General features: G+C 69.3%; 40 protein-coding genes. 4 read left to right on the top strand and 36 right to left on the bottom strand.

The window, feature by feature from the left end; translation table 11 throughout:
* Positions 1 to 12: 12 nt before the first annotated feature.
* Positions 13 to 1,629 carry a S8 family serine peptidase gene (locus QQ657_RS28945; RefSeq protein WP_284745412.1) on the top strand — a complete coding sequence of 539 codons (1,617 nt, stop codon included), beginning with the start codon at positions 13 to 15 and terminating at the stop codon, positions 1,627 to 1,629.
* A 33-nt stretch (positions 1,630 to 1,662) separates the two neighbouring features.
* Here QQ657_RS28945 and QQ657_RS28940 read toward each other — a convergent pair whose 3' ends face one another.
* From QQ657_RS28940 to eccB, 3 genes are all read right to left on the bottom strand, one after another.
* Positions 1,663 to 2,823 (bottom strand): WXG100 family type VII secretion target, encoded by a 1,161-nt coding sequence (locus QQ657_RS28940; protein WP_284745540.1) that lies wholly within the window; start codon positions 2,821 to 2,823, stop codon positions 1,663 to 1,665.
* Positions 2,823 to 3,140: a hypothetical protein gene (locus QQ657_RS28935; protein ID WP_284745411.1), complete on the bottom strand. Its 318-nt coding sequence runs from the start codon at positions 3,138 to 3,140 to the stop codon at positions 2,823 to 2,825. The genes QQ657_RS28940 and QQ657_RS28935 overlap by 1 nt, the downstream gene beginning before the upstream one ends.
* Positions 3,141 to 3,207: 67 nt before the next feature.
* The gene (eccB, locus tag QQ657_RS28930; protein WP_434056790.1) at positions 3,208 to 4,779 is read right to left on the bottom strand and encodes a type VII secretion protein EccB; all 1,572 of its coding nucleotides are present in this window, start codon (positions 4,777 to 4,779) and stop codon (positions 3,208 to 3,210) included.
* Between the two features lie 310 nt (positions 4,780 to 5,089).
* Between eccB and QQ657_RS28925 the strand changes: the two genes are divergently transcribed.
* From QQ657_RS28925 to QQ657_RS28915, 3 genes are read left to right on the top strand one after another with little or no spacing between them, the layout of a single operon-like run.
* Positions 5,090 to 5,503 (top strand): hypothetical protein, encoded by a 414-nt coding sequence (locus tag QQ657_RS28925; protein WP_284745409.1) that lies wholly within the window; start codon positions 5,090 to 5,092, stop codon positions 5,501 to 5,503.
* Positions 5,467 to 6,702, top strand: coding sequence for a type VII secretion protein EccE (gene eccE, locus QQ657_RS28920; protein WP_284745408.1), 1,236 nt, complete (start codon positions 5,467 to 5,469; stop codon positions 6,700 to 6,702). The genes QQ657_RS28925 and eccE overlap by 37 nt, the downstream gene beginning before the upstream one ends.
* Entirely contained in the window at positions 6,699 to 7,418 is a 720-nt protein-coding gene (locus tag QQ657_RS28915) for a hypothetical protein (protein WP_284745407.1), read from the top strand. The genes eccE and QQ657_RS28915 overlap by 4 nt, the downstream gene beginning before the upstream one ends.
* 66 nt (positions 7,419 to 7,484) lie before the next feature.
* On the opposite strand, the gene QQ657_RS28910 is transcribed toward QQ657_RS28915, so the two are convergent.
* From QQ657_RS28910 to rplB, 33 genes are all read right to left on the bottom strand, one after another.
* Positions 7,485 to 7,796 (bottom strand): DUF6355 family natural product biosynthesis protein, encoded by a 312-nt coding sequence (locus tag QQ657_RS28910; RefSeq protein ID WP_284745406.1) that lies wholly within the window; start codon positions 7,794 to 7,796, stop codon positions 7,485 to 7,487.
* A 98-nt stretch (positions 7,797 to 7,894) separates the two neighbouring features.
* The gene (truA, locus tag QQ657_RS28905) at positions 7,895 to 8,722 is read right to left on the bottom strand and encodes a tRNA pseudouridine(38-40) synthase TruA (protein WP_284745539.1); all 828 of its coding nucleotides are present in this window, start codon (positions 8,720 to 8,722) and stop codon (positions 7,895 to 7,897) included.
* A gap of 73 nt (positions 8,723 to 8,795) precedes the next feature.
* Positions 8,796 to 9,347 (bottom strand): 50S ribosomal protein L17, encoded by a 552-nt coding sequence (rplQ, locus tag QQ657_RS28900; RefSeq protein WP_284745405.1) that lies wholly within the window; start codon positions 9,345 to 9,347, stop codon positions 8,796 to 8,798.
* 44 nt (positions 9,348 to 9,391) lie between these two features.
* On the bottom strand, positions 9,392 to 10,462 hold the full coding sequence (locus QQ657_RS28895) for a DNA-directed RNA polymerase subunit alpha (RefSeq protein ID WP_004558887.1): 1,071 nt from the start codon (positions 10,460 to 10,462) through the stop codon (positions 9,392 to 9,394).
* A 105-nt stretch (positions 10,463 to 10,567) separates the two neighbouring features.
* Entirely contained in the window at positions 10,568 to 11,173 is a 606-nt protein-coding gene (rpsD, locus tag QQ657_RS28890; protein ID WP_284745404.1) for a 30S ribosomal protein S4, read from the bottom strand.
* Between the two features lie 23 nt (positions 11,174 to 11,196).
* Positions 11,197 to 11,604, bottom strand: a complete 408-nt coding sequence (rpsK, locus tag QQ657_RS28885) for a 30S ribosomal protein S11 (RefSeq protein ID WP_004558885.1) — start codon at positions 11,602 to 11,604, stop codon at positions 11,197 to 11,199.
* 18 nt (positions 11,605 to 11,622) lie between these two features.
* Positions 11,623 to 11,808, bottom strand: a complete 186-nt coding sequence (locus QQ657_RS28880) for a hypothetical protein (protein ID WP_284745403.1) — start codon at positions 11,806 to 11,808, stop codon at positions 11,623 to 11,625.
* Positions 11,805 to 12,185 carry a 30S ribosomal protein S13 gene (gene rpsM, locus QQ657_RS28875; RefSeq protein WP_284745402.1) on the bottom strand — a complete coding sequence of 127 codons (381 nt, stop codon included), beginning with the start codon at positions 12,183 to 12,185 and terminating at the stop codon, positions 11,805 to 11,807. Before rpsM ends, QQ657_RS28880 begins: the two co-directional genes overlap by 4 nt.
* Before the next feature lie 205 nt (positions 12,186 to 12,390).
* Positions 12,391 to 12,504, bottom strand: a complete 114-nt coding sequence (gene rpmJ, locus QQ657_RS28870; RefSeq protein WP_004558882.1) for a 50S ribosomal protein L36 — start codon at positions 12,502 to 12,504, stop codon at positions 12,391 to 12,393.
* 33 nt (positions 12,505 to 12,537) lie between these two features.
* Complete coding sequence (infA, locus tag QQ657_RS28865; RefSeq protein ID WP_004558881.1) at positions 12,538 to 12,759, bottom strand: translation initiation factor IF-1; 222 nt, start codon at positions 12,757 to 12,759, stop codon at positions 12,538 to 12,540.
* A 264-nt stretch (positions 12,760 to 13,023) separates the two neighbouring features.
* Positions 13,024 to 13,800, bottom strand: coding sequence for a type I methionyl aminopeptidase (gene map / locus QQ657_RS28860; protein WP_284745401.1), 777 nt, complete (start codon positions 13,798 to 13,800; stop codon positions 13,024 to 13,026).
* Between the two features lie 44 nt (positions 13,801 to 13,844).
* The gene (locus QQ657_RS28855) at positions 13,845 to 14,399 is read right to left on the bottom strand and encodes an adenylate kinase (RefSeq protein ID WP_284745400.1); all 555 of its coding nucleotides are present in this window, start codon (positions 14,397 to 14,399) and stop codon (positions 13,845 to 13,847) included.
* Complete coding sequence (secY, locus tag QQ657_RS28850) at positions 14,396 to 15,703, bottom strand: preprotein translocase subunit SecY (RefSeq protein WP_284745399.1); 1,308 nt, start codon at positions 15,701 to 15,703, stop codon at positions 14,396 to 14,398. Before secY ends, QQ657_RS28855 begins: the two co-directional genes overlap by 4 nt.
* Positions 15,704 to 15,960: 257 nt before the next feature.
* The gene (locus tag QQ657_RS28845; RefSeq protein WP_284745398.1) at positions 15,961 to 16,584 is read right to left on the bottom strand and encodes a LysE family translocator; all 624 of its coding nucleotides are present in this window, start codon (positions 16,582 to 16,584) and stop codon (positions 15,961 to 15,963) included.
* Between the two features lie 31 nt (positions 16,585 to 16,615).
* Positions 16,616 to 17,863 (bottom strand): hypothetical protein, encoded by a 1,248-nt coding sequence (locus tag QQ657_RS28840; protein WP_284745397.1) that lies wholly within the window; start codon positions 17,861 to 17,863, stop codon positions 16,616 to 16,618.
* A gap of 59 nt (positions 17,864 to 17,922) precedes the next feature.
* Positions 17,923 to 18,546: a hypothetical protein gene (locus tag QQ657_RS28835; protein ID WP_284745396.1), complete on the bottom strand. Its 624-nt coding sequence runs from the start codon at positions 18,544 to 18,546 to the stop codon at positions 17,923 to 17,925.
* Positions 18,547 to 18,646: 100 nt separating this feature from the next.
* Positions 18,647 to 19,093 (bottom strand): 50S ribosomal protein L15, encoded by a 447-nt coding sequence (rplO, locus tag QQ657_RS28830; protein WP_284745395.1) that lies wholly within the window; start codon positions 19,091 to 19,093, stop codon positions 18,647 to 18,649.
* Positions 19,090 to 19,275 (bottom strand): 50S ribosomal protein L30, encoded by a 186-nt coding sequence (gene rpmD / locus QQ657_RS28825; RefSeq protein WP_005166796.1) that lies wholly within the window; start codon positions 19,273 to 19,275, stop codon positions 19,090 to 19,092. The genes rplO and rpmD overlap by 4 nt, the downstream gene beginning before the upstream one ends.
* Position 19,276: 1 nt before the next feature.
* Positions 19,277 to 19,924: a 30S ribosomal protein S5 gene (gene rpsE, locus QQ657_RS28820; protein WP_020643214.1), complete on the bottom strand. Its 648-nt coding sequence runs from the start codon at positions 19,922 to 19,924 to the stop codon at positions 19,277 to 19,279.
* A 34-nt stretch (positions 19,925 to 19,958) separates the two neighbouring features.
* Complete coding sequence (gene rplR, locus QQ657_RS28815; protein WP_284745394.1) at positions 19,959 to 20,357, bottom strand: 50S ribosomal protein L18; 399 nt, start codon at positions 20,355 to 20,357, stop codon at positions 19,959 to 19,961.
* Positions 20,358 to 20,359: 2 nt separating this feature from the next.
* Positions 20,360 to 20,899: a 50S ribosomal protein L6 gene (gene rplF / locus QQ657_RS28810; RefSeq protein WP_284745393.1), complete on the bottom strand. Its 540-nt coding sequence runs from the start codon at positions 20,897 to 20,899 to the stop codon at positions 20,360 to 20,362.
* Positions 20,900 to 20,915: 16 nt separating this feature from the next.
* Complete coding sequence (gene rpsH, locus QQ657_RS28805) at positions 20,916 to 21,314, bottom strand: 30S ribosomal protein S8 (protein ID WP_103342413.1); 399 nt, start codon at positions 21,312 to 21,314, stop codon at positions 20,916 to 20,918.
* 87 nt (positions 21,315 to 21,401) lie between these two features.
* Entirely contained in the window at positions 21,402 to 21,587 is a 186-nt protein-coding gene (locus tag QQ657_RS28800; RefSeq protein ID WP_284745392.1) for a type Z 30S ribosomal protein S14, read from the bottom strand.
* 4 nt (positions 21,588 to 21,591) lie between these two features.
* Entirely contained in the window at positions 21,592 to 22,155 is a 564-nt protein-coding gene (gene rplE / locus QQ657_RS28795; RefSeq protein WP_284745391.1) for a 50S ribosomal protein L5, read from the bottom strand.
* Entirely contained in the window at positions 22,155 to 22,469 is a 315-nt protein-coding gene (gene rplX / locus QQ657_RS28790) for a 50S ribosomal protein L24 (RefSeq protein ID WP_086675498.1), read from the bottom strand. Before rplX ends, rplE begins: the two co-directional genes overlap by 1 nt.
* Positions 22,469 to 22,837, bottom strand: a complete 369-nt coding sequence (gene rplN / locus QQ657_RS28785; protein WP_004558867.1) for a 50S ribosomal protein L14 — start codon at positions 22,835 to 22,837, stop codon at positions 22,469 to 22,471. The genes rplX and rplN overlap by 1 nt, the downstream gene beginning before the upstream one ends.
* Before the next feature lie 89 nt (positions 22,838 to 22,926).
* The gene (gene rpsQ, locus QQ657_RS28780; RefSeq protein WP_284745390.1) at positions 22,927 to 23,205 is read right to left on the bottom strand and encodes a 30S ribosomal protein S17; all 279 of its coding nucleotides are present in this window, start codon (positions 23,203 to 23,205) and stop codon (positions 22,927 to 22,929) included.
* Positions 23,202 to 23,447: a 50S ribosomal protein L29 gene (gene rpmC / locus QQ657_RS28775; RefSeq protein ID WP_284745389.1), complete on the bottom strand. Its 246-nt coding sequence runs from the start codon at positions 23,445 to 23,447 to the stop codon at positions 23,202 to 23,204. Before rpmC ends, rpsQ begins: the two co-directional genes overlap by 4 nt.
* Positions 23,447 to 23,866, bottom strand: a complete 420-nt coding sequence (gene rplP, locus QQ657_RS28770) for a 50S ribosomal protein L16 (protein WP_004558864.1) — start codon at positions 23,864 to 23,866, stop codon at positions 23,447 to 23,449. Before rplP ends, rpmC begins: the two co-directional genes overlap by 1 nt.
* 3 nt (positions 23,867 to 23,869) lie before the next feature.
* Entirely contained in the window at positions 23,870 to 24,697 is an 828-nt protein-coding gene (rpsC, locus tag QQ657_RS28765; protein WP_086842942.1) for a 30S ribosomal protein S3, read from the bottom strand.
* Complete coding sequence (rplV, locus tag QQ657_RS28760; protein ID WP_086675501.1) at positions 24,697 to 25,116, bottom strand: 50S ribosomal protein L22; 420 nt, start codon at positions 25,114 to 25,116, stop codon at positions 24,697 to 24,699. The genes rpsC and rplV overlap by 1 nt, the downstream gene beginning before the upstream one ends.
* A 29-nt stretch (positions 25,117 to 25,145) precedes the next feature.
* Positions 25,146 to 25,427, bottom strand: a complete 282-nt coding sequence (gene rpsS / locus QQ657_RS28755; protein WP_003102083.1) for a 30S ribosomal protein S19 — start codon at positions 25,425 to 25,427, stop codon at positions 25,146 to 25,148.
* A gap of 18 nt (positions 25,428 to 25,445) precedes the next feature.
* Positions 25,446 to 26,282 carry a 50S ribosomal protein L2 gene (gene rplB / locus QQ657_RS28750; protein WP_284745388.1) on the bottom strand — a complete coding sequence of 279 codons (837 nt, stop codon included), beginning with the start codon at positions 26,280 to 26,282 and terminating at the stop codon, positions 25,446 to 25,448.
* Between the last annotated feature and the right edge of the window lie 3 nt (positions 26,283 to 26,285).

Genomic DNA, 26,285 nt, shown 5'->3' with positions numbered 1-26,285 from the left:
GGTGAATCTCGGATGGCAGTAGGACGGCGTTTCGGCGCCACCCGGCGGACCACGACCGCGTTGCTGACCGGCACGATCGGCTTCCTGTCCTCGGTGGCCGTCGCGGTGCCGGTGTGGGCGCAGCAGGCACCGGCCGACGGCTACTTCGCGACGCCGCCCCCGGTCGACATGAGCAAGCTGATCCCGGACTCCGGCCAGCCGGACAAGAAGTACAAGCCGAGCAAGGCCTGCGTCCAGCGCAGCACGCTCGGCCAGAACGTCATCCTGAAGAACCGGCCGTGGGGTCAGGAGTACCTGCAGATCTCGAAGGCGCAGGAAATCGTCAAGGCGGCGACGGGCAGTATCGGCAACGGCGTCAAGGTGGCCGTGATCGACACCGGCGTGACGCGCCACCCGTGGCTGCGCAACCTCCAGAGCGGCGGCGAGTACGTCGCGACGCCGACGAACGGCCAGCCGAAGGGGCTCGAGGACTGCGACGGCCACGGCACCGAGGTCGCCGGGATCATCGCGGCGAAGCCGGACAACCCGGAGGTCGGGTTCATCGGCATGGCCCCGGACGCGACCATCGTGTCCTACCGCCAGCTGAGCGAGAACTACGAGCCCGACACCTCGACCCCGACGCCGCCGGCGACCAGCAGTGGCACCCCGTCGTCGAGCACCAACCCGCCCACCGGGTCGGGGTCTTCGCTCCCGCCGAGCGGTGGCGGCGGCGCCGGGCCCGGTGACGGCGACCAGACCTCTCCCGGGCAGACCAACGGCGGGCGCCAGCTGGAGAAGGCCGGCACGGCGGGCACGCTGAAGACGCTGGCCGAGATCATCCGCGGCATCGCCGACCGCAAGGACGCCGACGTCATCAACATGTCGGTCGACAACTGCCGCACGGCGACGGGATCGATCACCGAAGGCGAGCAGCAGGTCCAGGCGGCGGTGCACTACGCGGCGCAAGCGGGCATCGTGATCGTCGCCGCCGCCGGCAACGCGACGGACACCTGCCCGCAGAACGACCAGCCGGACGCGAAGAAGCCCAAGACGATCGTGACGCCGCCGTGGTTCGCCGACGACGTGCTGTCCGTCGGGGCGATCGACGAGTTCGGCAGTGTGGCCTCGTTCAGCGTGCACGGCCCGTGGGTCGGCGTCGCGGCGCCGGGGACGAAGATCATCTCGCTCGACCCCGCCGAAGGCTCCAACAGCCTGGCGAACCTCACGTTCGAAAGCGGCGACAAGGCCAGCGAAATCCAGGGAACGAGCTTCGCCGCGCCGTACGTCGCGGGCCTCGCGGCCTTGGTCAAGGCCAAGTTCCCGAACCTCGACGCCAAGGGCATCATCAACCGGATCAAGGAGACGGCCCAGCACCCCGCCGCTCCGGGCGGCCGCGACAACTTCGTCGGCTACGGCGTCATCGACCCGGTGGCGGCGCTGACGCAGAGCCTGCCGTCCGAGGTCGGGAACCAGGCGCCGATCCCGCCCCCGCAGCTGGCCCAGCTCCCGCCGGCGAACGACCGCAACTCGACCCCGATGATCGTGGCGCTGGCCGGCACCGGCGGCGGTGTCGTGGCGCTGCTGATCACGCTGTTCGTGATGCGCACGATCCGCCGCAACCGGCCCGCGGAAACCGCTTCCCGACGCTGACGTTTCCCCGGCCCGCGGGCCGGGGAAACCGGGTCACTTCGCCGGCGGCGCCGGCGGCTTCTTCTGCGGCGGGTTCTCGTCCTCGCCGATCACCGGTGGCGCCACCATGCCCGGCTCGCCCAGGAGCTCCGTCGGTGTCGTCGTCGGGCGGGTCTTCGACTGGCGACGGCCCTGGCCGCCGCCTCCGCCGAACGCTCCGAAGCCCATCATCGGCATCATCGGGACTCCGCCCGACGTGCTGTTGTTGTCCTGCGCCTGCGGGGCCTGCTGCGGGGTCGCGTCGGCCGGCTGTGCGGCGTCCGGCGTGCCTGCTGCGGTGTGCTTCGGCTCCGCCGGGTCTCCGCTCGCCGACGACGGCGTGGTGACCTCGTCAGCCGAAGCCGCCGAAGCCGCCGAAGCTGCTGAAGCTGCTGAAGTCGCCGAAGCCGCCGAGTCGGAAGAACCCGGTTCCTCACCGGCGGAAGCGCCGTTCAAAGCCTCGTCCTGCAGCCGGAACCGCTCCTCCGGGTACCGGTGCGCGATCTCGATGCTCCGGGCGGTCGCGTCGGGGTCGTCGACGCCGTCGCAAAGCCGGTCGAACGCCTCGAGGACGTCGCGCGCGGTCTCGTACAGCGCCTTCGCCGACTCCTGCGTCTCCCGCAGCTGGACCCGCGCCCGTTTGGTGCCCCCGCTGGGCAACGTCATCGTCTCGGAGATCAGGTCCGCGGCGTCGACCAGCACCTCGACGAGGTCCACGACGACGTGGCGGAGCGTCGTCACCAGCTCGTCGAGCGCGCCGGCGAGGACGGTCATCGCCTCCTGGAGGTCGCCGCCCGCCGCGCCGATCTCGCGCATGTACGCGACGAACGCGTCGGCGTCCCGGCCCTCCCAACCACCGTCGAGACGGCCGAGGCCCTCGTCGAGCCGGGCGGACACCTCGGCCGCGGCACTCGCGGCCTGGCGCAGGCGCCCGGCTTCGGCGCCGAGGTCGCCCCAGCGGCCGATCAGCGGGCGGAAGTACGTCTCGACGGGATCGATCAGCCCGAGCTGGTGCGAGATATCGGTGAGGTACGCCAGGTACGGCTCGGCCGTCGCGGCGATCTCGTCGCCTTCCGCGTCCGGGGCGAAGGCCACCACGGGCGCGGCGGGCGCCGGGGCGGCCGGCTTGGCCAGCGGGTGCGGGATGGAGTCCGTGGCTTCCGGTTCGGCGAACATCATCCGATCTCACCGGCCCGCTTGATCAGCTCCGCGGCTTCGGCGTCATGCCCGCTGTGGCGGACCGTCACGTGCCGCAGCGCCTCCGCGGCCGACTTCAGGGCTTCGGCGCCGTCGACCAGCTGACGCCGCAGCGCGCCGGCCGCGCGGCCGTACGACTCGCCGAGCCCGATCTGCGCCCCCAGCGGCCCGTAGGACTCGCCGGAGACGCCTTCGCCCCCGACGATCGCCGCAGCCGCGTTCAGGTCGTCAGCGGCCTCCTCGGCCGTCCGGGCGTAGTCGGTGACGACCACGCCGTCCATCCTCAAGCCGGCCATGGCACCTCTCCGCTCACCAGAAGATCCTTCGAGCGTGTGACGTCCGGCGCCGCCCGATGGTTCCGCCTCAGCCGCCCGCCTGCGCGGTCGGGAACGAACCGGCGTTCGGGTCGATCGGCACCGAGTCGAACTGCTTGAGCACGTCCTGGGTGTTCAGCGAAGCCCCGGTCGGCAGCAGCCCGATGATCGACTCGGGCGCCGGCTGGCGGTTGCCCAGGCCGATCGCGTCCGCCGTCGTGGCGTCCGGGACGCTGTAGCGGATGCCGCGGTCGGAGATCAGCTGGATCGCGCCCTTGCCGAAGCTGGCCTGGCCGGTCGCGGACTGGACCACCGCGCCGAAGCCGGGCTGGAGGTAGAAGCCGTTGATCGGCACGCGGTTCGGGCCCGGCGTGGTGACCTTGGTCGTCGCGAACTTGGCGCCGCGGCTGTTCTGGCCGGGCAGCTGGGTTTCGATGTAGACCGACGTGTGGCCGTCGCGGTTGTCGCCGTCGCCGACCACCGACCAGCCGAGGCAGGCCACCGCCGAGTTCTTCGTCGCGTCGAGGACCGTCGGGACCGAACGCGGGAACTCGTCGACCGGGATGTAGCCCGCCTCGCCGGGCTGCAGGACGTGGACACCGGACAGCTTGTCGAGGCCGAGGTTGCGCAGCTCGCTCGCGCTGCCGTGCTTCGCGACGCGCATGACGTCGGCGACCGCCTGCGACACCCGCTGGATGCCGGTCGTGGTGATGGCCCAGTACTGCGGCTGCTCACCGGTGGGCTGCGTCGAGAAGACGTCGCCGGCGGTCAGCCCGCCGAGGTCGGCGGGGGGCGAGCCGTCCGCAACCTGCGGCGGGGTCAGGGGCGGGACCTCGGGGATCGCGTTGAGCAGCCCCTGCGTGATCTTCCGCGGCTTCTGGTTCAGCTGCAGCGCCGTCGAGACCGCGTTGCGGGTGTCACTGGCGTCGATCTCGGCGCGGACGGTGTTGGCGTTCGGGCGGTTCTGCGTGCTGGGCAGCCGGTAGACCAGGTAGGTCTTGCCGTTGTCCGCCTTCGCCAGCAGCGCCTCGTTGTCACCCAGCTCGGTGCCGAGGGCGCTCGGGGCGACGCCGCCGAAGACGTAGGTGTTGGTCTGGTTGAGGCTGTCCGGCACCGGCAGCGTCGGGTCGAGCTGGACTTGGTCGCACACCGCCCAATTGGGGGTAATCCGCTGGGAATCCGTCGGGATCAGCTGGGGCCCGTCCGGAATTCCGGTCAGTTTCCCGCGCGGAATGTCCTTCAGCTGGTCGTCGGAAACGACAGTGGGATTCTTCACAGCCGCGGGGGTCGCCGCGGCCGGGGCGGCCGCCGGCGCGGCGCCGGGGTTGTTGCCCGTCGGATTCTTCTGCTGGGCCAGCAGGAGAAGCCGCGCCGACGCGAGGTTGAACGTCGGGACGAGCATCTTCGGGTTGCCCATCACCACGTAGACCGTGCCGGACTGCTCGCCGATCACGATGTTGCCGGCCTCCGGGACCGACGGGGCCGGGCTGAGCAGCCCCCAGACGACGAACACGATCATGCCGAGGGCGCCGAGCACCACCCCCACGATCGTCGCCCTCGTGTGGGTGCGCATCGGGTCGTGCAGCATCACGGCGTCGCGCCGGACCAGCGCCGACTGCATCCGGCGCAGGACGAACTTGTACGCCTGAACCTGAGACTTAGTCGTGGGTGTTGATGGCATTCTCGACCTACAGCTCTCCCCGTCGCGGTACGGTTCCGCAGGATAGCCGTACGGGGACCGTCTGGTGTGGGGTTTCTACCAACTCCGGCTAGGGTCGGATTCCCCGGGACCCGGCTTCCGGGTACGCAGCAAGCACGAGGGGAAGAGAAAGCGCGGATGTCCGTCACCACTCCTCCACGTCCGCCTGGCCCGCCCGGGCCCCCGCCGTCCGGCCGCCCGCCGGGCCCGCCGCCGCGGCCCGGGAGACCCGGTGGGCCCGGCGGTCCGGGAGCTGTGCCGGGTGGCCCCGGTGGACCCGGTGGTGTTCCCGGCGGACCCGGTGGTGGCCCCGGTGGACCCGGTGGTGTTCCCGGCGGACCCGGTGGTGGCCCCGGCGGACCCGCCATGCCCCCGCGCGGCCCCGGTGGACCCGGTCCTGGTGGTCCCGGTGGACGTCCCGGCGGCCCGGGCGGCGGCGGTCCTGGAGGCCCCGGTGGGCCCGGTGGCCCAGGTGGACCTGGCGGTCCCGGTGGCGGCGGCCCCGGGGGTCCTGGCGGCCCGGGTGGGCCCGGTGGGCCCGGTGGCCCTGGTGGCCCGCAAGGACCCGACGACAGCGGCCCGGCCACTCCCCCGCCCAGCCCGGTGCGGATGGCGCCCCCCGCGCGGCGCCGGTCTTCGGGGGTGAACCTCGGCCCGCTCCCCGTGGCGAACCTCGTCGTGCTCGAGGTCGGGCTCGCGGTCGGGCTCGTGCTGCTCGCCATCAACATGTCGATGAAGTACGTCGCGATCGGCGTCGTCGGCTTCGCCCTGATCGTCGCGCTGCTGCGCTGGCGCGGCCGCTGGTTCACCCAGTGGATCGGGCTGACGATGCGCTACTCCTTCCGCTCGCACGACCGCGTCGCGGAGCCGCTGCCGCCGAGCACGGTCGAGGAGCTGGCCGCCGAAGAGACCACGGTGACCGGCCCGGACGACGCCCGCGTCAACCTGCTCCGGATCGCCGTGCCGGACCTCGTCGTCGCGCACGGCGTCGACCACGAGCGCCAGCAGGTCGGGCTCGCCTGGAACGACGGCACGTGGACGGCGGTGCTGCTCGTCGAGCCGACGCCGGCGCTGATCACCCAGGCCGGCGGCGCGCCGAGCCTGCCGCTGTCGGCGCTCGCGCCGTGCCTCGAAGACCGCGGTGTGGTCCTCGACTCGATCCAGATGATCTGGCACTGCTACCCGGGCAGCGCGGCTCTGCCTGCGGATTCGCCCGCGTTGAGCTCCTACATGGAGGTGCTCGGGCCGCTGCCCGCGGCGGCGCGGCGGACGACGTGGGTCGCGATCCGGCTCGACCCGAAGCGCTGCCCGGCGGCGATCCGGGAGCGCGGCGGCGGCGTCGTCGGCGCCCACCGCGCGCTGATCGGCGCGCTTTCGCGGGTGCGCAACGCACTGGAGTCGCAGGGCGTGCCGACCCGGCCGCTCGACCCGGACGAGCTGCTGCGCGCGAGCATTTCGGCCGCGGAGCTGACGGCCGTCGCCGGTTCGCCCAGCAAGGTGACCCTGCAGGAGCGCTGGTCCGGCGTGACCGCGGCCGGCATCGGCCACGCGAGCTACGCGATCACCGGCTGGCCGAAGGGCAAGATCGCCGGCAGCCTGGACGCGCTGACGAGCGTCCGCGCGCTGTCGTCGACGCTCGCGATGTCGATTTCCCCGGCGTCCGACGAGGGCAAGATCGGGCTGCGCGGCGTGGTCCGGCTGAGCGCGCGCAACCCGCGTGAGCTCGACGCCGCCGACCAGCGGCTGCAGGGACTGTCCGAGCGGCTGGACGTGAACCTGACGCCGCTGCGCGGGCTCCAGGTCTCCGCGTTCGCCGCGACGTTGCCGATCGGAGGAACAGCATGAGCTCCCGCGTCCGTGACGCCGGGCAGAACACCGGTGTGGCGCCGGAGTTCACGGTGGACCCCGCCATGCTCGACGCGGTCAGCCCCTCGGGCGACCGCGGCGGCATCGTGCTCGGCTCGGGCCTGAAGGGCGAGCCACTGACGATCTCGGCGCTGCGCTCGACGCCGACCCGCATCGTGCTGGTGGGCGGGCTGTACCTGGCCCGCCAGGTCGCGATGCGCGCGATGGCGGTCGGCGCGTGGGTGGTGGTCGCGACCGGGCGCCCGACCGAGTGGCAGGTGCTGTCCCGGGCGGCCGGCAGCCGCGACGGCCGTCCGTCGCCGCTGGTGCAGATCCGGCGGTTGTCGCCGGTCGAGCTGCCGCGGCCGTCGGAGGACGCACCGCTGCTGGTGGTGACCGACGGCGGCCCGACCCCGCAGGACCTGTTCCCGCCGCGGTCGCCGTGGCAGACGACGGTGTACGTGCTGCCGTACCTGCACCCCCAGGCGGGCGTGACGGCGAACGCGGCGGACCTGGTGCTGATGCAGCGCCTCCCGGCCGGCCAGGCCGAGCTGGCGGGCCGCATCTGGAACCTGCCGCCGCAGATGATGCGCCAGCTGACGATGCTGAAGGACGACCAGGTGGTGGCCCTGGGCCGCAACCTGTGGCGGCCGCTGCGCCTGGTGACGACGGGCAAGGAGCAGCAGCTCCTGGGCCCCGTCCGCCGCGGCGACTGAGGCTTTGCCCATGAGGGGCACCTTCATGGCTCTTAAAGCCATGAAGGTGCCCCTCATGGCGTTTGGCTAGGCGTCCGGCTGGGAGGCGCTGCAGATCCAGTTGCCGGAGGCGTTCTTCAGCAGCCTCGGCGGCGTGTTCACGAAGTACGCGTTGACCTGGCGGTGGTTGCCGTCGTGCCAGAGCGTTTGCTCATCCCAGGGGCCGTAGCAGTCGGTGTAGTGGCTGCCGTTGTCCCAGTCCACGTGGATCAGCGCGAAGGTGTTGGCGCAGTGCCGGTAGTGCGCGTCCATGCCCTGCGAGCTGTACCCGCAGGGGAACGGGATCGGCGCCGCGGCGGCCGTGACGGGGAGCATCAGCGCGGCACCGAAAGTGGCCACGATTCCCGCGCTGATGCGACGAAGACTTGTCGACATGCCTCGAACATGCCACATCCTGGGCCGCACGCTCGCCGCCTTCACCTGATCCGTTGATCTTGTCAGGGTGACGTGCGGACGTTCCTCGTCTGCTCCGCCCGGGCCGCCAGTTCGGCGTCCGGCGGGTAGTCCACCGCGGTCAGCGTCAGGCCGTGCGCGGGCGCCACCGCACTGTCGCGCACTCCACTGGCCAGCACCTCCGAAGGCCAGTCGCGCCCTCGGCGGCCGTCGCCCACCAGGAGCAGGGCGCCGACCAGGCTGCGGACCATCGAGTGGCAGAACGCGTCCGCCGAGACCGCCACCTCCAGCAGGTGCTCGTCCACCCGCCGCCACTCCAGGCGCTGCAGCTCGCGGATCGTCGTGCCCGTGTCGCGCTGCTTGCAGTACGCCGCAAAGTCCTGCAGGCCCAGCAGGGACGACGCCGCCTCGTTCATCGCGTCCGTCGACAGTGGACGATTCCAGGCCAGCGTGTCGTTGCGGCGCAACGGGTCCACGCCCCACGGCGCGTCGGACACGCGGTAGCGGTAGTGCCGGCGCACCGCGGAGAACCGCGCGTCGAAACCCTCCGGGGCCACCCGGGCGCCCAGGACCCGGACGTCACCGGGCAGGAGGCGGTTCCAGCGGCCGGCCATGCGGGTCAGGTCCGGGATGCCTTCCGGGGACACCGGAATCCGCCCGGAGGACTCCGCGAGCGGCACGACGTCGACGTGCACCACCTGGCCCGTCGCGTGCACCCCGGCGTCCGTGCGGCCCGCGACCACCACGGACTTGGGCACCGAAGCCCCCGGCGGCTGCCGGTGCAACGCCTCTTCCAGGACGCCCTGCACCGTGCGGCGCGACGGCTGGCGGGCCCAGCCCGAGAAGTCCGTGCCGTCGTAGGAGACGTCCAGGCGCAGACGAACGAGCCCGCCCTCCCCAGCGGGAGTGGCGGGCTCGTCCGGTGTCGAATCGGCCGTCAGGACGTCAGTCCTTCTTGGCGTCCGCGTCCGCGTCGTCCGAAGCCGGAGCTTCGGTCTCGGCGGCGGTGTCCGTGTCTTCGGCAGCCGGAGCCTCTTCGGCGGCGGGCGCCTCGGTGGTCTCCTCGGCGACCGGAGCGGCGGCCTTCTCGTCCTTGGCGAACTTCGTCTTCCGAGCGCGCTCGGCTTCCGAAGTCACGGTCTTCTCCGGCACCAGTTCGATGACCGCCATCTTGGCGTTGTCGCCCTTGCGCGGCATCGTCTTGGTGATCCGGGTGTAGCCACCGTCGCGCTCCGCGAAGTGCGGACCGATCTCGGCGAACAGCTTGTGGACGACGTCCTTGTCACGGACGACGCGCTGAACCTGACGACGGTTGTGCAGGTCGCCCCGCTTCGCCTTCGTGATCAGCTTCTCGGCCAGCGGACGGACCCGCTTCGCCTTCGCCTCGGTCGTCGTGATCTTGCCGTGCTCGAACAGCTGCGTGGCCAAGTTGGCCAGGATCAGCCGCTCGTGCGCGGACGACCCGCCGAGCCGGGCTCCCTTGGTAGGGGTGGGCATTGGTTCTCCTACTAGTTCAGCTCGCAGCGTCCAGGCACAGAGCCCTAGAGCTGCTCGGTCTCTGCGTAGTCCTGGCCATCGTCGTGGCCGTCCGAAATCCCGTCGGCGATGCCACCGACACCCTCCGACCAGCCTTCACCGTCGTAGCTGGCGGCAGCCGCGGTCGGGTCGAACCCGGGCGGGCTGTCCTTCAGCGCGAGGCCGAGGCCGACGAGCTTGAGCTTGACCTCGTCGATCGACTTGGCGCCGAAGTTGCGGATGTCGAGCAGGTCCGCCTCGCTGCGCGAGACGAGCTCGCCCACCGTGTGGATGCCTTCGCGCTTGAGGCAGTTGTACGACCGGACGGTGAGGTCCAGGTCCTCGATCGGCATCGCGTAGGCGGCGATGGTGTCCGCTTCCTGCGGCGACGGGCCGATCTCGATGCCCTCGGCGTCGACGTTCAGCTCGCGGGCGAGACCGAACAGCTCCACCAGCGTCTTGCCGGCCGACGCGACCGCGTCGCGCGGCGTGATCGACGGCTTGGTCTCGACGTCCAGGATCAGCTTGTCGAAGTCGGTGCGCTGCTCGACACGGGTGGCCTCGACCTTGTACGTCACCTTGAGCACCGGCGAGTAGATCGAGTCGACCGGGATCCGGCCGATCTCCGCGCCCGCCTGCTTGTTCTGCAGGGCCGGAACGTAACCGCGGCCGCGCTCGACGACGAGCTCGATCTCGAGCTTGCCCTTGCCGTTCAGCGACGCGATGTGCAGATCCGGGTTGTGCACGGTGACACCCGCCGGCGGCACGATGTCGGCCGCCGTGACCTCACCCGGGCCCTGCTTGCGCAGGTACATGGTGACCGGCTCGTCCTCTTCCGAGGACACCACGAGCTCCTTGAGGTTCAGGATGATGTCGGTGACGTCTTCCTTCACCCCCGGAACGGTGGTGAACTCGTGCAGCACGCCGTCGATGCGGATGCTCGTCACGGCCGCGCCCGGGATGGACGACAGCAGCGTACGACGCAGCGAGTTGCCGAGCGTGTAGCCGAAGCCGGGCTCCAGCGGTTCGATGGTGAACCGGGAGCGGGTCTCGTTGACCGTCTCTTCGCCGAGAGCCGGCCGCTGGGAAATCAGCATTCTTCCTAATTCCTTTCCAGACGACGCCCGCCATATGACGTCGAAGGGATGGCGCGGCGGCGGCGCACCTGTTGCGCCGCCGCCCGTACTCCAGCCGGGGCCGGACTACTTCGAGTAGAGCTCGACGATCAGCTGTTCCTGAACCGGAACGTCGATCTGCGCACGCTCCGGCAGCTGGTGGACCAGCACGCGGAGGTTGGACTGGACGACCTGCAGCCACGCCGGGATCGGGCGGTCGCCGTAGGACTCCTTGGCCACGACCAGGGGCAGCATCGTGAACGACTTCGGCCGCACGTCGATGATGTCCCACTTCGAGACCTGGTAGGACGGGACGTTGACCTTGACGCCGTTGACCAGGAAGTGGCCGTGGCTCACCAGCTGACGCGCCTGACGGCGGGTGCGGGCGATGCCGGCGCGGTAGATCACGTTGTCCAGGCGGGACTCGAGGATCTGCAGCAGGTTCTCACCGGTCTTACCGGGACGCCGGACGGCTTCCTTGTAGTACCGGACGAACTGACGCTCGAGAACGCCGTAGGTGTAGCGAGCCTTCTGCTTCTCCTGCGACTGCAGGAGGTACTCGGACTCCTTGATGCGCCCGCGGCCGTGCTGGCCCGGCGGGTAGGGGCGACGCTCGAAAGCCTGGTCGCCGCCGATGAGGTCAACCTTGAGGCGACGCGAAATACGCGTCGCGGGGCCGGTGTAACGAGCCATTTCTTCTTACTCCTCCCCGTTCCTCAGACCCGGCGCCGCTTGGGCGGGCGGCAGCCGTTGTGAGGCTGCGGGGTCACGTCCTGGATGGTGCCGACCTCGAGGCCGGCTGCCTGCAGCGAGCGGATCGCCGTCTCGCGGCCCGAACCCGGGCCCTTCACGAAGACGTCGACCTTCTTCATGCCGTGCTCGGCAGCCTTGCGGGCAGCGTTCTCGGCGGCCATCTGCGCGGCGAACGGGGTGGACTTACGGGAGCCCTTGAAGCCCACGTGTCCACTCGACGCCCACGCGATCACGGCACCGGTCGGGTCCGTGATCGAGACGATGGTGTTGTTGAAGGTGCTCTTGATGTGCGCGTGGCCGTGCGCAACATTCTTCTTTTCCTTGCGGCGGACCTTCTTGGCCCCCGCCGCGGTACGAGACTTCGGTGGCATGTTCTGAGGGTTCTCCTGTTAGCGCGCGTTCTCTTGGTGAGCGGCGACCGCTTCGGCCTGGCCGCGCCGGATGATCGATCCGGCGTCGGTGTACAGGTTGCGGAGCGCCATCGGGCGGGCGTAGAGCGCCTTGGGCGAAACGCAAGCCGTGCCGCGGCGGTGGACGCCGCCCATCTGCACGACCTTCTTGCCCTGGACGCTCACTTCTTGCCAGCCTTCTTCTTGCCGGCGACCGTCTTCTTCGGACCCTTGCGGGTACGGGCGTTGGTCTTCGTGCGCTGACCACGGACGGGAAGTCCGCGACGCCACCGAATACCCTCGTAGCACCCGATCTCGATCTTCCGACGGATGTCGGCGTTCACCTCGCGGCGAAGGTCACCCTCGACCTTGAAGTTCTCTTCGATGTACGTACGCAGCTTCGCGAGATCGTCATCGCCGAGGTCTTTGACGCGGGTGTCCGCGTTGAGCTCGGCAGCCTTGATGAGCTGCTTCGAGCGGGTACGGCCGATGCCGTAGATGTACGTAAGCGCGATCTCCAACCGCTTTTCGCGGGGGAGGTCTACGCCAGCGAGTCGTGCCATTGGCGTTGATGCTCCTTCATTGAATTCATCTTCAGGTCTGCTCCCCGTCCGGTTCCGGGACCGACTCGCCTGTCGTGCCCTCTGCTTGCGCTTCGGGTGTCCCGGCCCCGGCCTGAAGTCCGGGGGTGAACCGGGCCACTCGCGTGGCCCGGCAGGTGCGGGGAGGGTGTGTAGCCGTCAATCCACTCTGGTCGAGTGCGAGTGATCAGCCCTGCCGCTGCTTGTGCCGCAGGTTCTCGCAGATCACCATGATCCGGCCGTGGCGGCGGATCACCTTGCACTTGTCGCAGATCTTCTTGACGCTCGGCTGGACCTTCACGTCTTCTGCTCTCCTGTTAGCTGCTCTTCGTGATCACTTGTAGCGGTAGACGATGCGACCACGAGAGAGGTCGTAGGGCGAGAGCTCCACGACAACCCTGTCCTCGGGCAGGATGCGGATGTAGTGCTGCCGCATCTTGCCGCTGATGTGTGCCAGGACCTTGTGACCGTTCTCCAACTCGACGCGGAACATCGCGTTGGGGAGCGGCTCGACTACGCGGCCTTCGACCTCGATGGCCCCGTCTTTCTTCGCCATGTCCTCCGCATTTCCTTGTCAACAACGTCGGCCGCCACACCGTGATCAACTCGAGCACTAGTGCTGGGTTGGGTGTTGCGTGGCACACTGGTGCCCGGCTCCCAAGATCGTGAATTCACGAGCGCGCGAGATCCGGGCACGATAAGTGCGCCGACTTGACAGTGTACGCAGGTCGTGTCGCGACCCCCAAACTGGGGGTAACCATGCTAGGAGAATGCGCAGGTGCACGTGACCTCGATCACCACAGACGGGTGAATGCGCAGGTCAGGACTCTTCCGGAGCCGTGAGAACCCACGGGCCGTCTTCGGTGATCGCCACCGTGTGCTCCCAGTGGGCCGCGCGGGAGCCGTCGGCCGTGACGACCGTCCAGCCGTCGTCCAGCTCGCGGGTCTCCCCGCCGCCGCCGGTCAGCATCGGCTCGATCGCCAGCGCCATGCCCGCCTTCAGCCGCGGGCCCTTGCCCGGCTTGCCGATGTTCGGCAGGAACGGGTCCATGTGCATCTGGCGCCCGATGCCGTGGCCGCCGTACTCGACGATCATCCCGTACTCGATGCCGTCGTCGCGGCCCGCGCGTTCGGCGGCCGACTGGACGGCGTAGGAGATGTCGGTCAACCGGCCGCCGGCGCTGACCGCCTCGATGCCGGCCCACATCGCCGCTTCGGTCGCCGCGGACAGCGCCAGGTCGGCGTCGGAGACCTCGCCGATGGCCAGCGTGACGGCGGAGTCGCCGTGCCAGCCGTCGAGGATCGCCCCGCAGTCGACGGAGATGATGTCGCCGTCGGCCAGCACCTGGGTCTTCGCCGGGATGCCGTGGACGATCTGCTCATTCACCGACGCGCAGATCGACGCCGGGAAGCCGTGGTAGCCCTTGAAAGACGGCACCGCACCGGCGTCCCGGATCGTCTGCTCGGCCAGCTCGTCGAGCTCGGCCGTGCTGACGCCCGGTTTCGCGGTGGCGCGGACCGCCGCCAGCGTGCGGGCGACGACGAGCCCCGCGGCCCGCATCGCCTGCAGCTCGTCCGGAGTCTTGACCTCGATCATGCGCCCACGGCGGAGCACTTGCAGAACACGCAACCCTCCGAGATTCACGTGCGGTCGCGCAGCGCTTCCAGCACCCGGCCGGAGATCTCCTCCACGCTGCCGACGCCGTCGACGGTCACCAGGATGCCGGCGTAGTACTCCAGCAGCGGTGCCGTGTCCGACACGTAGATCTGCTGGCGGCGGCGGATGACCTCTTCGGTGTCGTCCGCGCGGCCTCGGGACATGAGGCGCCCGACGACGACGTCCTCCGGCACCTGCAGCTGGATCACGGCGTCGAGCGAGACGTCGGCGTCGCCGAGGATCTCGCCGAGGACCTCGGCCTGCTTGGTGTTGCGGGGGAAGCCGTCGAGCAGGAAGCCGACCTTCGCGTCCGGCTCCGCCAGGCGCTCGCGGACCATCTCGTTCGTCACCGAGTCGGGCACGAGCTCGCCCGAGTCCAGGTAGCGCTTGGCTTCCTGGCCCAGCGGGGTCTCCTGGCCGACGTGCGCGCGGAACAGCTCACCCGTGGAGATGTGCGGGATGCGCAGCTGCTCCGACAGAGCCACCGCCTGCGTACCTTTGCCCGCGCCGGGCGGACCCACGAGAACCAGCCGCGTCACTTCAAGAACCCTTCGTAGTTGCGCTGCATCAGCTGGCTTTCGATCTGCTTCACGGTGTCGAGCCCGACACCGACCATGATCAGCACAGCCGTGCCACCGAACGGGAAGTTCTGGTTGTTCCCGCTACCGGTCACCGACAGGAAGAAGTTCGGAAGGATCGCGATGATGCCCAGGTACAGCGAACCCGGCAGGGTGATCCGGCCCAGCACGAAGCTCAGGTACTCCGCGGTCGGGCGGCCCGGGCGGATGCCCGGGATGAACCCGCCGAACTTCTTCATCTCATCCGCACGCTCGTCCACGTTGAACGTGATCGTGATGTAGAAGTACGTGAAGAAGATGATCAGTGCGAAGTACAGCGCGATGTGCACCCAGCTGGACTGGTTCACGATGTAGTTCTTGATGAAGACCTGCCAGCCGGAGTTGCTGTTCTGGTCGCCGACGAGGCGGCTGATCAGGTCCGGCAGGTACAGCAGGGAAGACGCGAAGATGACCGGGATGACGCCGGCCTGGTTCACCTTGATCGGCAGGTACGTCGACGTGCCGCCGTACATCCGGCGGCCGATCATGCGCTTGGCGTACTGCACCGGAATCCGGCGCTGCCCCTGCTCGACGAAGATGACGCTCGCGATGATCACCAGGCCGAAGACACAGATCATCGTCAGCGCGACGCCACCGCCGTTGCTGAGGATGTTGCCGCCCTCGACCGGGATGCGCGCGGCGATGTTCAGGAAGATCAGGACGGACATGCCGTTGCCGACACCGCGTTCGGTGATCAGCTCACCCAGCCACATCATGACGGCGGTACCCGCGGTCATGGTGATCACGATGATGGCGAGCGAGTAGACGCTGTTGTCCGGGATGATCGGCTGGTCGCAGTCCGGGAAGAGCTGCTTGCGGTCCGCGAGCGCGACCACGCCGGTGGCCTGCAGGATCGCCAGCGCGACCGTCAGGTACCGGGTGTACTGGGTCAGCTTGCCCTGGCCGGACTGGCCTTCCTTCTTCAGCTCCTCGAACCGCGGGATGACCACGGTCAGCAGCTGGATGATGATGCTCGCCGTGATGTACGGCATGATGCCGGTCGAGAAGAGCGACAGCTGCAGCAGCGCACCGCCGCTGAACAGGTTCAGCAGCTGGTAGACGCCTTCCTGCTGCGCCTGGGAACTACAGGCCTGGACCGCCCCGTAGGAGATCCCGGGTGCCGGAATGGTCGCACCGATTCGGTAGACCGCGACGATGGCTAGCGTGAACAGGATCTTCTTGCGTAGATCCGGCGTCGCGAGAGCCGAGCGGAAGGCGCTGAACACGCGGGGGACCTCCTCGGCGTCGTCGGCCGTCCTCAACCGACGATCGGCTTGGCCGGCACGGGTGGCCGGCGGGAACACACAGCACTACTGGCACGCAAGCCAGGAACGCTTCGGGGCACACTCGTCCCGAAGCGTGTCGCCGACTCTAACAGCTTCACAGGGCGTGTCCGCAGTGCGTGTGCGTTTTCCGTACCAAGGTTGCTCCGGCGGGTTGATCCACATCGCCGTCTTGGCCGTATCGCTTGACAGATTGTCGATCAAGCGGTCGACGTCGCGAGCACGCCGGCCAGCCCGACGAGGACCACGCCGGTGCCGCGGTCGACGTTGCGCCGGGCCCGCCGCGTGAGCTCGATCGACTTCACCGCGGCGCCGACGCCGACGTACACCGAGCCGGCCAGGAACTCGGCCAGCAGGTAAACCGCGCCCAGCAGCGCGATCTGCGCCGAAAAGGGCCCGTGAGCTGCGTCGATGAACTGCGGGACGAAGGCGGTGAAGATGAGGATCGCCTTCGGGTTGGTGATCGCGACACCGAACTCCTTGCGCGCGACCCGCCACGCCGACGCCGGTCCGGTGCTCGTCCGGGCGGCTTCGGGTTCGTCGTCTTTGCGCCGGATGGTGGACCACAGGATCCGCACGCCGAGGTAGAGCAGGTAGGCCGCGCCGGCCCACTTGATGATCGTGAGGGCGGTCTCGGACGCGGCCAGCAGCTGCCCGAGCCCGGCCGCCACGGCGGTGATCAACAGGGTGAACGCGGCCAACCGGCCGGCCAGCCCGGCGAGGCCACGGCGAACACCGTGCGTCATCCCGTGGTGGAGACCGAGCAGGTTGTTCGCCCCTGGCGTAAGCGCGATGAGCACGGACGCCCCGAAGAAGACCAGCATGGCTTTCACGGTAGCCGCGATGGCGAGCGGGTTAATCGTGTTTTTCGTCCGGTTCCGGCGGCAGCACGGTGATCGCGACTCCGGTGGGCGGGGTCGGGGTGTCGGCGTAGGCGAGGGCCGGGTCGGCCCAGTCGCCAAGGGTGCGCCGCCGGGCGGGAAGGTAGGCGAGCACGGCGGCGACGGCGGCCAGCGCGGTGGCCCCGATCAGCAGCCACATGCCGGCCCCCGTGACGACGTCGAGGTCCAGGCCGTCCGCCATGGAAGCCCACCCGGGCCCGGTCATGCCGGCGGTACTGACCACGCCGGCGGTGAAGAAGGTCCCGGCGGCGATCAGCCACCGGCCGAGCCCCCGGTCCGGCCGCGAGTAGGCGGTGAAAGCGGCGACGGCCAGCACGAGGACGGCGAGGATCAGCGGAATGCCGACCGGCGGCGCAGCCTGTTCGGTGACCTCCTGCCCGGGGATCTCGGTGCGGCTGACCCAAGCGGTCTCGGTGACGGTGAGCTGGGCTTCGAAGAACCCCCGCCGGATGTTGATGTGCTGCTGGAGCCGGAAGAGCGGGAGGAAGAGCCCGCCGACGGTCATTAGGGCGGCGATGGCGGTGAGGACAGGTGGGAGGGAGCGCAGGAGCCCGGAGGGGGCCGCGGCTGCGGCTTCGGTGACGGGGACCGGTTCGGGGTCGGCGGCCGGGGCCGGTGGCGGGATGGGGGTGACCGCGCCGGGCAGTTCGGCGACCGGGAAGGGCAGCTGCTCGGCCGGTGAGGGTGCATGGACGGCCTGCTCGGGGAAGAGGAGCGGATCGGCGGGCGCCGCTGGGGTTGGGGCGGGGAACGCCAGCGGATCAGCAGGCGCGGCCCCCGCCGGGACGATCGGTGCGCCGGCGGGGGTTGCGACCTCCGAGGGGAAGGCCAGCGGGTTCGCAGGCAGCGCGGGTTCCACCGGAAGAGGCGGACCGCTGGCGGGCGAAGTGACCTCCGCTGGGAAAGCGAGCGGATTCGCGGGTTCCGCCGGGACGAGTGGGGTGGCATCCGCGATCGCAAGCGGTGCGACCTCCGCCGGAAAGGCCAGCGGGTTCGCAGGCGGTCCGGCCTCCGCCGGCACCAGCGGGCCGACAACCCCCACCACAGGCGGTGCGACCTCCGCCGGGAACTCGAGCGGCTCCCCCGCACCCGGCTCCTCCCCCGCGAGCTTCGGGGCCTCGACCGGGAAGCTCAGCGGCGACTCCCCCGCCTCCGGCGTCGGGTCTGGCCGCTCGGGTGGGTTCTGCGACGGTCTGTCCACCCTGTGATCCTCCGTCCGGATCCGCGCCACGGCAAGGAAACGGCCCGGAACCTGTCCGATCAGTCGTCCTCCGGGGGCAGGACCGTGATCACCACGCCCGAGGGCGGTGTCCGGGTGTCCGCGAACGCGACCGCCGGGTCCGCCCACTCCGGGCGGCCCTCCGCGAGCCGGCGGTGGTTCAGCAGCGCCGCCGCCACCGCCGCCAGGACCGCCGCCACCAGCACCCACATGCCCGCCAGGGCCGTCGTGGTCACCTGGGTCGAGCTGACGTCGAAGACCCCGCGCGCGCCCTGCATGCCGATCGTGCCGACCGCTCCCGCCAGGAACGCCGCTCCCGCCAGCGTCGTCCGCCGCGCCGCCGCGGACGGGCGGTGGGTCGCCGCCTGGCGGATGCCCAGGACCGCCGCCGCCAGGAGGATCGCGCTCGCCAGCAGCAGCGGGAACCCGAGCGGAACCGAGGGCGCGCTCAACTCGCCCTCACCCGGGAACGAGAAGTCGATCCGCCAGGCCCGCAGGGTCGTCCGCGCGACCCCGGACGGTTCCATCCCCAGCGACTGCTCGGTGCGGAAGAACGGCAGGAACGTCCCGAAGACCGTCAGCGCGAGAGACAACACCACCAGCACGGGCGCCAGGAAAACCGGGAAGACCGGACCACGGCGAGCCGCCGGCGGGGTGACGTCCATCCCGCCGATCCTTCCGCCGGACCGGGGCCACCACAAGCGACCCCGGGAAACGCCGAAGGCCCGCCTGGCGAACCAGACGGGCCTTCGGACGAGCTACAGCTCAGTTGGTGGTGGCGGAGCCACCGGCCGCTTCGAGCTTCTCCTTGGCGGAGCCGGAGAAACCGTCGGCGGTCACGTCGAGCTTGACGCCGTTGACGTCACCGTTGCCGAGCACCTTGACGAGCTTGCCCGTGCGGACGAGACCCGCGGCGGCGAGCTCTTCGTTGCCGACCGTGCCACCGTCCGGGAAGACGCGGGCGATGTCGCCCACGTTCACCGGCTGGTACTCGGTGCGGAAGCGGTTCTTGAAGCCGCGAAGCTTCGGGAGCCGCATGTGGATGGGCATCTGCCCACCCTCGAACCCGGCGGGCACGTTCTTCCGGGCCTTGGTGCCCTTCGTACCGCGACCGGCCGTCTTGCCCTTCGAGCCTTCACCACGACCGACGCGCATCTTCTCGCGCTTCGAGCCCGGAGCCGGGCGCAGGTGGTGGATCTTGATGGCCGTCATGCCTTGACCTCCTCGACCTCCACCAGGTGGCGGACGGTGTGGATCAGGCCGCGCACCTGGGGGGTGTCTTCACGCACGACGCTCTGGCGGATCTTGCGCAGCCCGAGGGTGCGCAGCGACTCGCGGTGAGCGTGCTTCGTGCCGATCTTGCTCTTGACCTGGGTGACCTTGAGCTGAGTCATGTCAGGACCCCTGACCCGCGCGCTGGCGCAGCATCCGGGCCGGGGCGACGTCCTCGAGCGGGAGACCGCGGCGGGCCGCGACCTCTTCGGGACGCTGCAGGCCCTTCAGGGCCGCCACGGTCGCGTGCACGATGTTGATCGCGTTGTCGGAGCCGAGCGACTTCGACAGCACGTCGTGGACACCCGCGCACTCCAGCACGGCACGCACCGGGCCGCCGGCGATGACGCCGGTACCGGCGGAAGCCGGGCGGAGCAGGACCACACCGGCGGCTTCCTCACCCGTGATCGGGTGGGGAATGGTGCCACCGACGCGCGGAACGCGGAAGAAGTTCTTCTTCGCTTCCTCGACGCCCTTGGCGATCGCCGCGGGAACTTCCTTGGCCTTGCCGTAGCCCACGCCGACCTGACCGTCGCCGTCACCGACGACCACCAGGGCGGTGAAGCTGAAGCGACGACCACCCTTGACGACCTTGGCGACGCGGTTGATCGTCACGACCTTCTCGAGGTGCGGGGTCTTGTCCTGGCCGGCCCCGCCACGGCCGCTGTCGCGCCGGTCCCGGCCGCCACCGCGACGTTCATTGCGGTCGTTGCCGCCCTGCCCGCCGGGTCCGCCCTGTCCGCCGCCGAATTGCCGTGTACGTCCCGGCATCAGGCATTCCTTCCGTTAACAAGCTTCTGCATCGTCAGAACTCCAACCCCGCCTCACGGGCGGCGTCGGCGAGCGCGGCGATGCGGCCGTGGTAGGCGTTGCCCCCACGGTCGAACACCACAGCCGAGATCCCGGCGTTCTTGGCACGCGCGGCGACGAGTTCCCCGACCTTGGCGGCCTTGGCCTTCTTGTCGCCGTCCAGCGCCCGCACGTCCGCCTCGAGGGTGGACGCCGACACCAGCGTGTGGCCGACCAGGTCGTCGATGACCTGCACGGCGATGTGCCGCGAGGACCGCTTGACGACCAGGCGCGGACGCTGTTCGGTGCCCGAGACCTTCTTGCGGAGCCGGAAGTGCCGACGGGCCTTCGCGACGCGGCGGCGGGTCGAGATGTCCTTGCCCACCGGCTTGCGCTTCGTAGTCGTGTCGCTCATGATCACTTACCCGTCTTTCCGACCTTGCGGCGGATCTTCTCACCCTCGTAGCGCAGGCCCTTGCCCTTGTAGGGGTCGGGGCGCCGCAGCTTGCGGATGACGGCCGAGATCTGGCCGACCTTCTGCTTGTCGATGCCGGAGACCGAGAACCGGGTCGGGGTCTCCACCTTGAAGGTGATGCCCTCGGGGGCCTCGATCTTCACCGGGTGCGAGTAGCCGAGTGCGAACTCGAGGTCCGAACCCTTCGCCTGCACGCGGTAACCCACGCCGTGGATTTCCATCTTCTTCTCGTAGCCGGCGGTGACGCCGACGACGAGGTTGTTCACCAGCGTACGGGTGAGCCCGTGGAGCGCCTTGGAGGTGCGCTCGTCGTCCGGGCGCTTCACCAGCAGCGTGCCGTCTTCGTCGCGCTCGACGATGATCGGCTCGGCGACGGTGTGCTCCAGGGTGCCCTTGGGCCCCTTGACCTTGATTTGCTGACCATCGATGGTCACCTCGACCCCGGCAGGGACGGCGACCGGCAGCTTTCCGATGCGTGACATGCCTGTACCCCTTCCCTTACCAGACGTAGGCGAGGACTTCGCCGCCCACGCTGTTGCGCTTGGCCTGACGGTCGGTCTGCAGGCCACCGGACGTCGAGATGATCGCGATGCCCAGGCCGCCGAGGACGGACGGCAGTTCGGTCGATTTGGCGTAGATCCGCAGACCGGGCTTGGAGACGCGCCGCAGGCCGGCGATGCTCCGCTCACGGTTGGGGCCGTACTTGAGCTCGACGACGAGGTTCTTGTGCTTCTCGCCCGGCTCGTCGTGGTAACCCGCGATGTAACCCTCACGCTTGAGGATCTCGGCGATGTTCGCCTTGAGCTTCGAGTGCGGGAGCTTGACCTCGTCGTGGTACGCCGAGTTCGCGTTACGCAGACGCGTCAAGAAGTCTGCGATGGGGTCGGTCATCGTCATGGTGACCTGTCAACCTTTCTCGCCCTGGTTCCCCGCCCGCCGGAGCGGGCGGGGCCTGTGGCGAAGTGGAGTTTTAAAGAAATGCTCTTACCAGCTGGACTTGCGGACGCCGGGCAGTTCGCCCGCGTGTGCCATCTCGCGAAGGCAGATCCGGCAGAGCCCGAACTTGCGGAACACGGCGTGCGGGCGGCCGCACCGCTGGCAGCGGGTGTAGCCGCGCACGGCGAACTTCGGCTTCTTCGCGGCCTTGTGGACCAGCGCTTTCTTGGCCATCGGCTCAGTTCTCCTTGAACGGGAAGCCGAGCTTGCGCAGCAGCGCCCGGCCCTCGTCGTCGTTCGTGGCGGTCGTGACGACGGTGACGTCCATGCCGCGCGGGCGGTCGATGGAGTCAGGGTCGATCTCGTGGAACATCGACTGCTCGTTGAGACCGAACGTGTAGTTGCCGTGGCCGTCGAACTGCTTCGGCGAAAGCCCGCGGAAGTCGCGGATACGCGGCAGCGCGATGGTCAGCAGCCGGTCGAGGAACTCCCACATCCGGTCGCCGCGCAGCGTGACGCGCGCACCGATCGGCTGGCCCTCGCGCAGCTTGAACTGCGCGATGGACTTGCGGGCCTTGCGAACCTCGGGCTTCTGGCCGGTGATCAGGGCGAGGTCCTTGACCGCACCCTCGATCAGCTTGCTGTCACGGGCGGCGTCACCGACACCCATGTTCACGACGACCTTCACCACGCCCGGGATCTGGTGGACGTTGACGAAGGAGAACTCCGCCTGCAGCTGGCCCTTGATCTCTTCGCGGTAGCGCACCTTGAGGCGCGGCGCGACCTTCTCTGCGGTGGTCATCAGATGTCCTTACCGTTCCGGCGCGAGATCCGGACCTTCTTGCCGTCCTCGCCGATGCGGTAACCCACCCGGGACGGCTTGCCGTCCGAGTCGACGACCATCACGTTGGAGACGTGGATCGGGGCCTCCTGCGTGACGATGCCACCGGACTGCGCACCGCGCTGGGTCTGGGTGATCCGCGTGTGCTTCTTGATCCGGTTCACGCCCTCGACCAGCACGCGGTCGCGCTCCGGGTAAGCCTGGATGACCTTGCCCTTGGCGCCCTTGTCCTTGCCGGCGATGACGACGACCGTGTCGCCCTTCTTCACCTTCATCACAGCACCTCCGGCGCGAGCGAAATGATCTTCATGAACTTTCGGTCGCGCAGCTCGCGGCCCACCGGGCCGAAGATGCGGGTGCCCCGGGGCTCGTTGTCGTTCTTGATGAGCACGGCGGCGTTCTCGTCGAACCGGATGTAGGAACCGTCCGGACGACGACGCTCCTTGACCGTGCGGACGATGACGGCCTTGACGACATCGCCCTTCTTCACCCCGGCAGCCGGGATGGCGTCCTTCACGGTGGCGACGATGATGTCACCGATGCCGGCGTAGCGCCGCCCGGAACCACCGAGAACGCGGATGCAGAGGATTTCCTTCGCACCCGTGTTGTCGGCTACCCGAAGCCGCGACTCCTGCTGGATCACGTCAACTCCTGTATGTCGCGCCGGTTCTCGCCCGCTTGTGAGTTCACATTGGCGAGCCTTGCGGAACTAAAGACTCCGAAGAGCCCTGCTTACTTGGCCTTCTCCACGATCTGCACCAGGCGCCACCGCTTCGTCGCCGACAGCGGGCGGGTCTCCATCAAGGTGACCCGGTCGCCCACGCCCGCCTCGTTGTTCTCGTCGTGCACCTTGACCTTGGTGGTGCTGCGGAGAACCTTCGAGTAACGGGGGTGCTTCTTGCGGTCCTCGAGCTCGACCACGATCGTCTTGTTCATCTTGCCCGAGACGACATAGCCCTCGCGAACCTTGCGGTCGTTCCGGGCCGGCGTCTCGGAGGTGGGCTCGCTCATGCGGCACCTTCACTCTCGGAGTCGGGGGCAACGGACAGGCCGAGTTCGCGCTCGCGCATGACCGTGTAGATCCGCGCGATGTCCGTACGGACGGTGCGCAGACGGCGGTTGTTGTCGAGCTGCCCGGTCGCCATCTGGAAGCGGAGGTTGAAGAGCTCCTCCTTGTATTCCTTCAGACGCAGGACGAGCTCTTCCGCGGTGAGCTCACGCAGCTCCGATGCCACAGCACCAGCGTTCGCCATCAGAACTCACCACCTTCACGGGTCACGATGCGGCACTTCATGGGCAGCTTGTGGATCGCGCGGCGGAGCGCCTCACGGGCGGTCTCCTCGTTCGGGAACGAGATCTCGAACATCACGCGGCCCGGCTTCACGTTGGCGATCCACCACTCGGGCGAACCCTTACCGGAACCCATGCGGGTTTCCGCCGGCTTCTTGGTCAGCGGGCGGTCCGGGTAGATGGTCGTCCACACCTTGCCACCACGCTTGATGTGACGGGTCATGGCGATACGAGCGGACTCGATCTGCCGGTTCGTCACGTAGCTGTGCTCAAGCGCCTGGATGCCGTACTCGCCGAAGCTGACCTTCGTGCCACCCTTGGCGGCGCCGTGGCGCTTCGGGGAGTGCTGCTTCCGGTGCTTGACCCTGCGCGGGATGAGCACGTCTCAGCCCTCCGTCTTTTCTGCGGTCTCGGTGGCCGGGGCCGCCTCGGTCGTGGCGGCCGCGGCGGCGCGACCGGCTTCGGTCGAGGTGGCCGTCGTGCCCGAAGCGCCGGAACGACGCGGACGGGACGGCCGGTCGCTGCGGTCACGGTCGCGACGCGGCGCGCGCTCGGCGGCGTCACGGGCCTCGCGAGCCTTCAGGCCACCGACGAGCTCGCCCTTGTAGATCCACACCTTGACGCCGATGCGACCGAACGTCGTCTTGGCCTCGAAGAAGCCGTAGTCGATGTCGGCGCGCAGCGTGTGCAGCGGGACCCGGCCGTCGCGGTAGTGCTCGGAGCGGGACATCTCGGCACCGCCGAGACGACCGCCGCACTGCACGCGAATGCCCTTGACCTGCGGCGAGCGCATGGAGGTCTGGATCGCCTTCCGCATCGCGCGGCGGAACGCCACGCGGTTGGAAAGCTGCTCCGCGACCGCCTGGGCGACCAGCTGGGCGTCGGCCTCGGGGTTCTTGACCTCGAGGATGTTCAGCTGGACCTGCTTCTTGGTCAGCTTCTCCAGCGCGCCGCGGATCCGGTCGGCCTCCGCGCCGCGGCGGCCGATGACGATGCCCGGCCGGGCGGTGTGGATGTCGACGCGGACGCGGTCACGAGTGCGCTCGATCTCGACCTTGGAGATGCCGGCGCGCTCCATGCCCGTCGCCAGCAGCTTGCGGATCTTGACGTCCTCGGCCACGTACTCGGCGTACTGCTTGTCGGCGTACCAGCGCGACTTCCAGTCCGTGGTGATACCCAGGCGGAAACCGTGCGGGTTGATCTTCTGGCCCACTACCGGCCACCTGCCTTCTTCTTGCTCTGAGCCTTCTGCGCGACGGCCGGCCGCGACTCCACCTCGACGGTGATGTGGCTGGTCCGCTTGCGGATCCGGTACGCGCGGCCCTGGGCCCGCGGACGGATCCGCTTGAGGGTGGGGCCCTCGTCGGCGTACGCGTTCTTGACCCAGAGCGTCTCCGGGTCCAGCTGAAGGTTGTTCTCGGCGTTGGCCACGGCGCTGGCGAGCACCTTCGCGACCGGCTCGCTGGCCGCCTGCGGGGCGAACCGGAGCACGGCCAAGGCGTCGGCGGCGCTACGTCCCTTGATGAGCTCGATCACCCGGCGCACCTTGGTCGGCGAGTCCCGGACGAAGCGAGCCCGCGCGTACGCCGTAGGCAGTTCAGCCTCGGTCGTCACGTCGTTCTGGGCGTTCATCGCTACTTCCTGTCTGGTTTCGTGCCCGCTCAGCGGCGGCGCGACTTGCGGTCGTCCTTGATGTGACCCTTGAAGGTCCGCGTCGGGGCGAACTCGCCCAGCTTGTGACCCACCATGGCCTCGGTGACGAACACCGGGACGTGCTTGCGGCCGTCGTGCACGGCGATCGTGTGACCCAGGAAATCCGGGATGATCGTCGAGCGTCGCGACCAGGTCTTGATGACCGTCTTCTTACCCGATTCGTTCAGCGCGTCCACCTTCTTGAGCAGGTGGTCGTCCACGAACGGGCCCTTCTTGAGGCTACGTGGCATGTTGTTCTACCTCCCTGCTCAGCGCTTGTTCTTGCCGGTACGCCGGCGGCGGACGATGAGGGCGTCGCTCGGCTTGCGCCGACGCGTGCGACCCTCGGGCTTACCGTTCGGGTTGACCGGGTGGCGACCACCGGAGGTCTTACCCTCACCACCACCGTGCGGGTGGTCGACCGGGTTCATGACGACACCGCGGACCGTGGGGCGCTTGCCGCGCCAGCGGTTACGACCCGCCTTGCCCCAGTTGATGTTGGCGTGCTCGGAGTTGCCGACCTCGCCGATGGTGGCGCGGTTGCGCACGTCCACGTTGCGGATCTCGCCCGAGGGGAGACGCAGCTGGGCGTACGGACCGTCCTTGGCGACGAGCTGCACCTTCGCGCCCGCGGACCGCGCCATCTTCGCGCCGCCGCCGGGGCGGAGCTCGATCGCGTGGATCACGGTGCCGACCGGGATGTTGCGCAGCGGCAGGTTGTTACCCGGCTTGATGTCGGCGCGGGGGCCGTTCTCAACCGTGTCACCCTGCTTGAGCTTCTCCGGCGCGATGATGTAGCGCTTCTCGCCGTCGGCGTAGTGCAGCAGCGCGATGCGAGCGGACCGGTTGGGGTCGTACTCGATGTGCGCGACCTTGGCGGGAACGCCGTCCTTGTCGTTCCGGCGGAAGTCGATCAGCCGGTACGCGCGCTTGTGGCCGCCACCCTTGTGCCGGGTGGTGATCTTGCCGGACGAGTTGCGACCGCCCGTGCCGCTCAGCGGACGCAGCAGCGACTTCTCCGGGGTCGAGCGGGTGATCTCGGCGAAGTCCGAGACGCTCGAACCGCGACGACCCGGGGTCGTCGGCTTGTACTTGCGGATGCCCATTGT

This window comes from Amycolatopsis ponsaeliensis (assembly GCF_030182635.1).
Classification (GTDB): domain Bacteria; phylum Actinomycetota; class Actinomycetes; order Mycobacteriales; family Pseudonocardiaceae; genus Amycolatopsis; species Amycolatopsis ponsaeliensis.
This window is presented reverse-complemented; position numbering and strand designations above follow the sequence as displayed.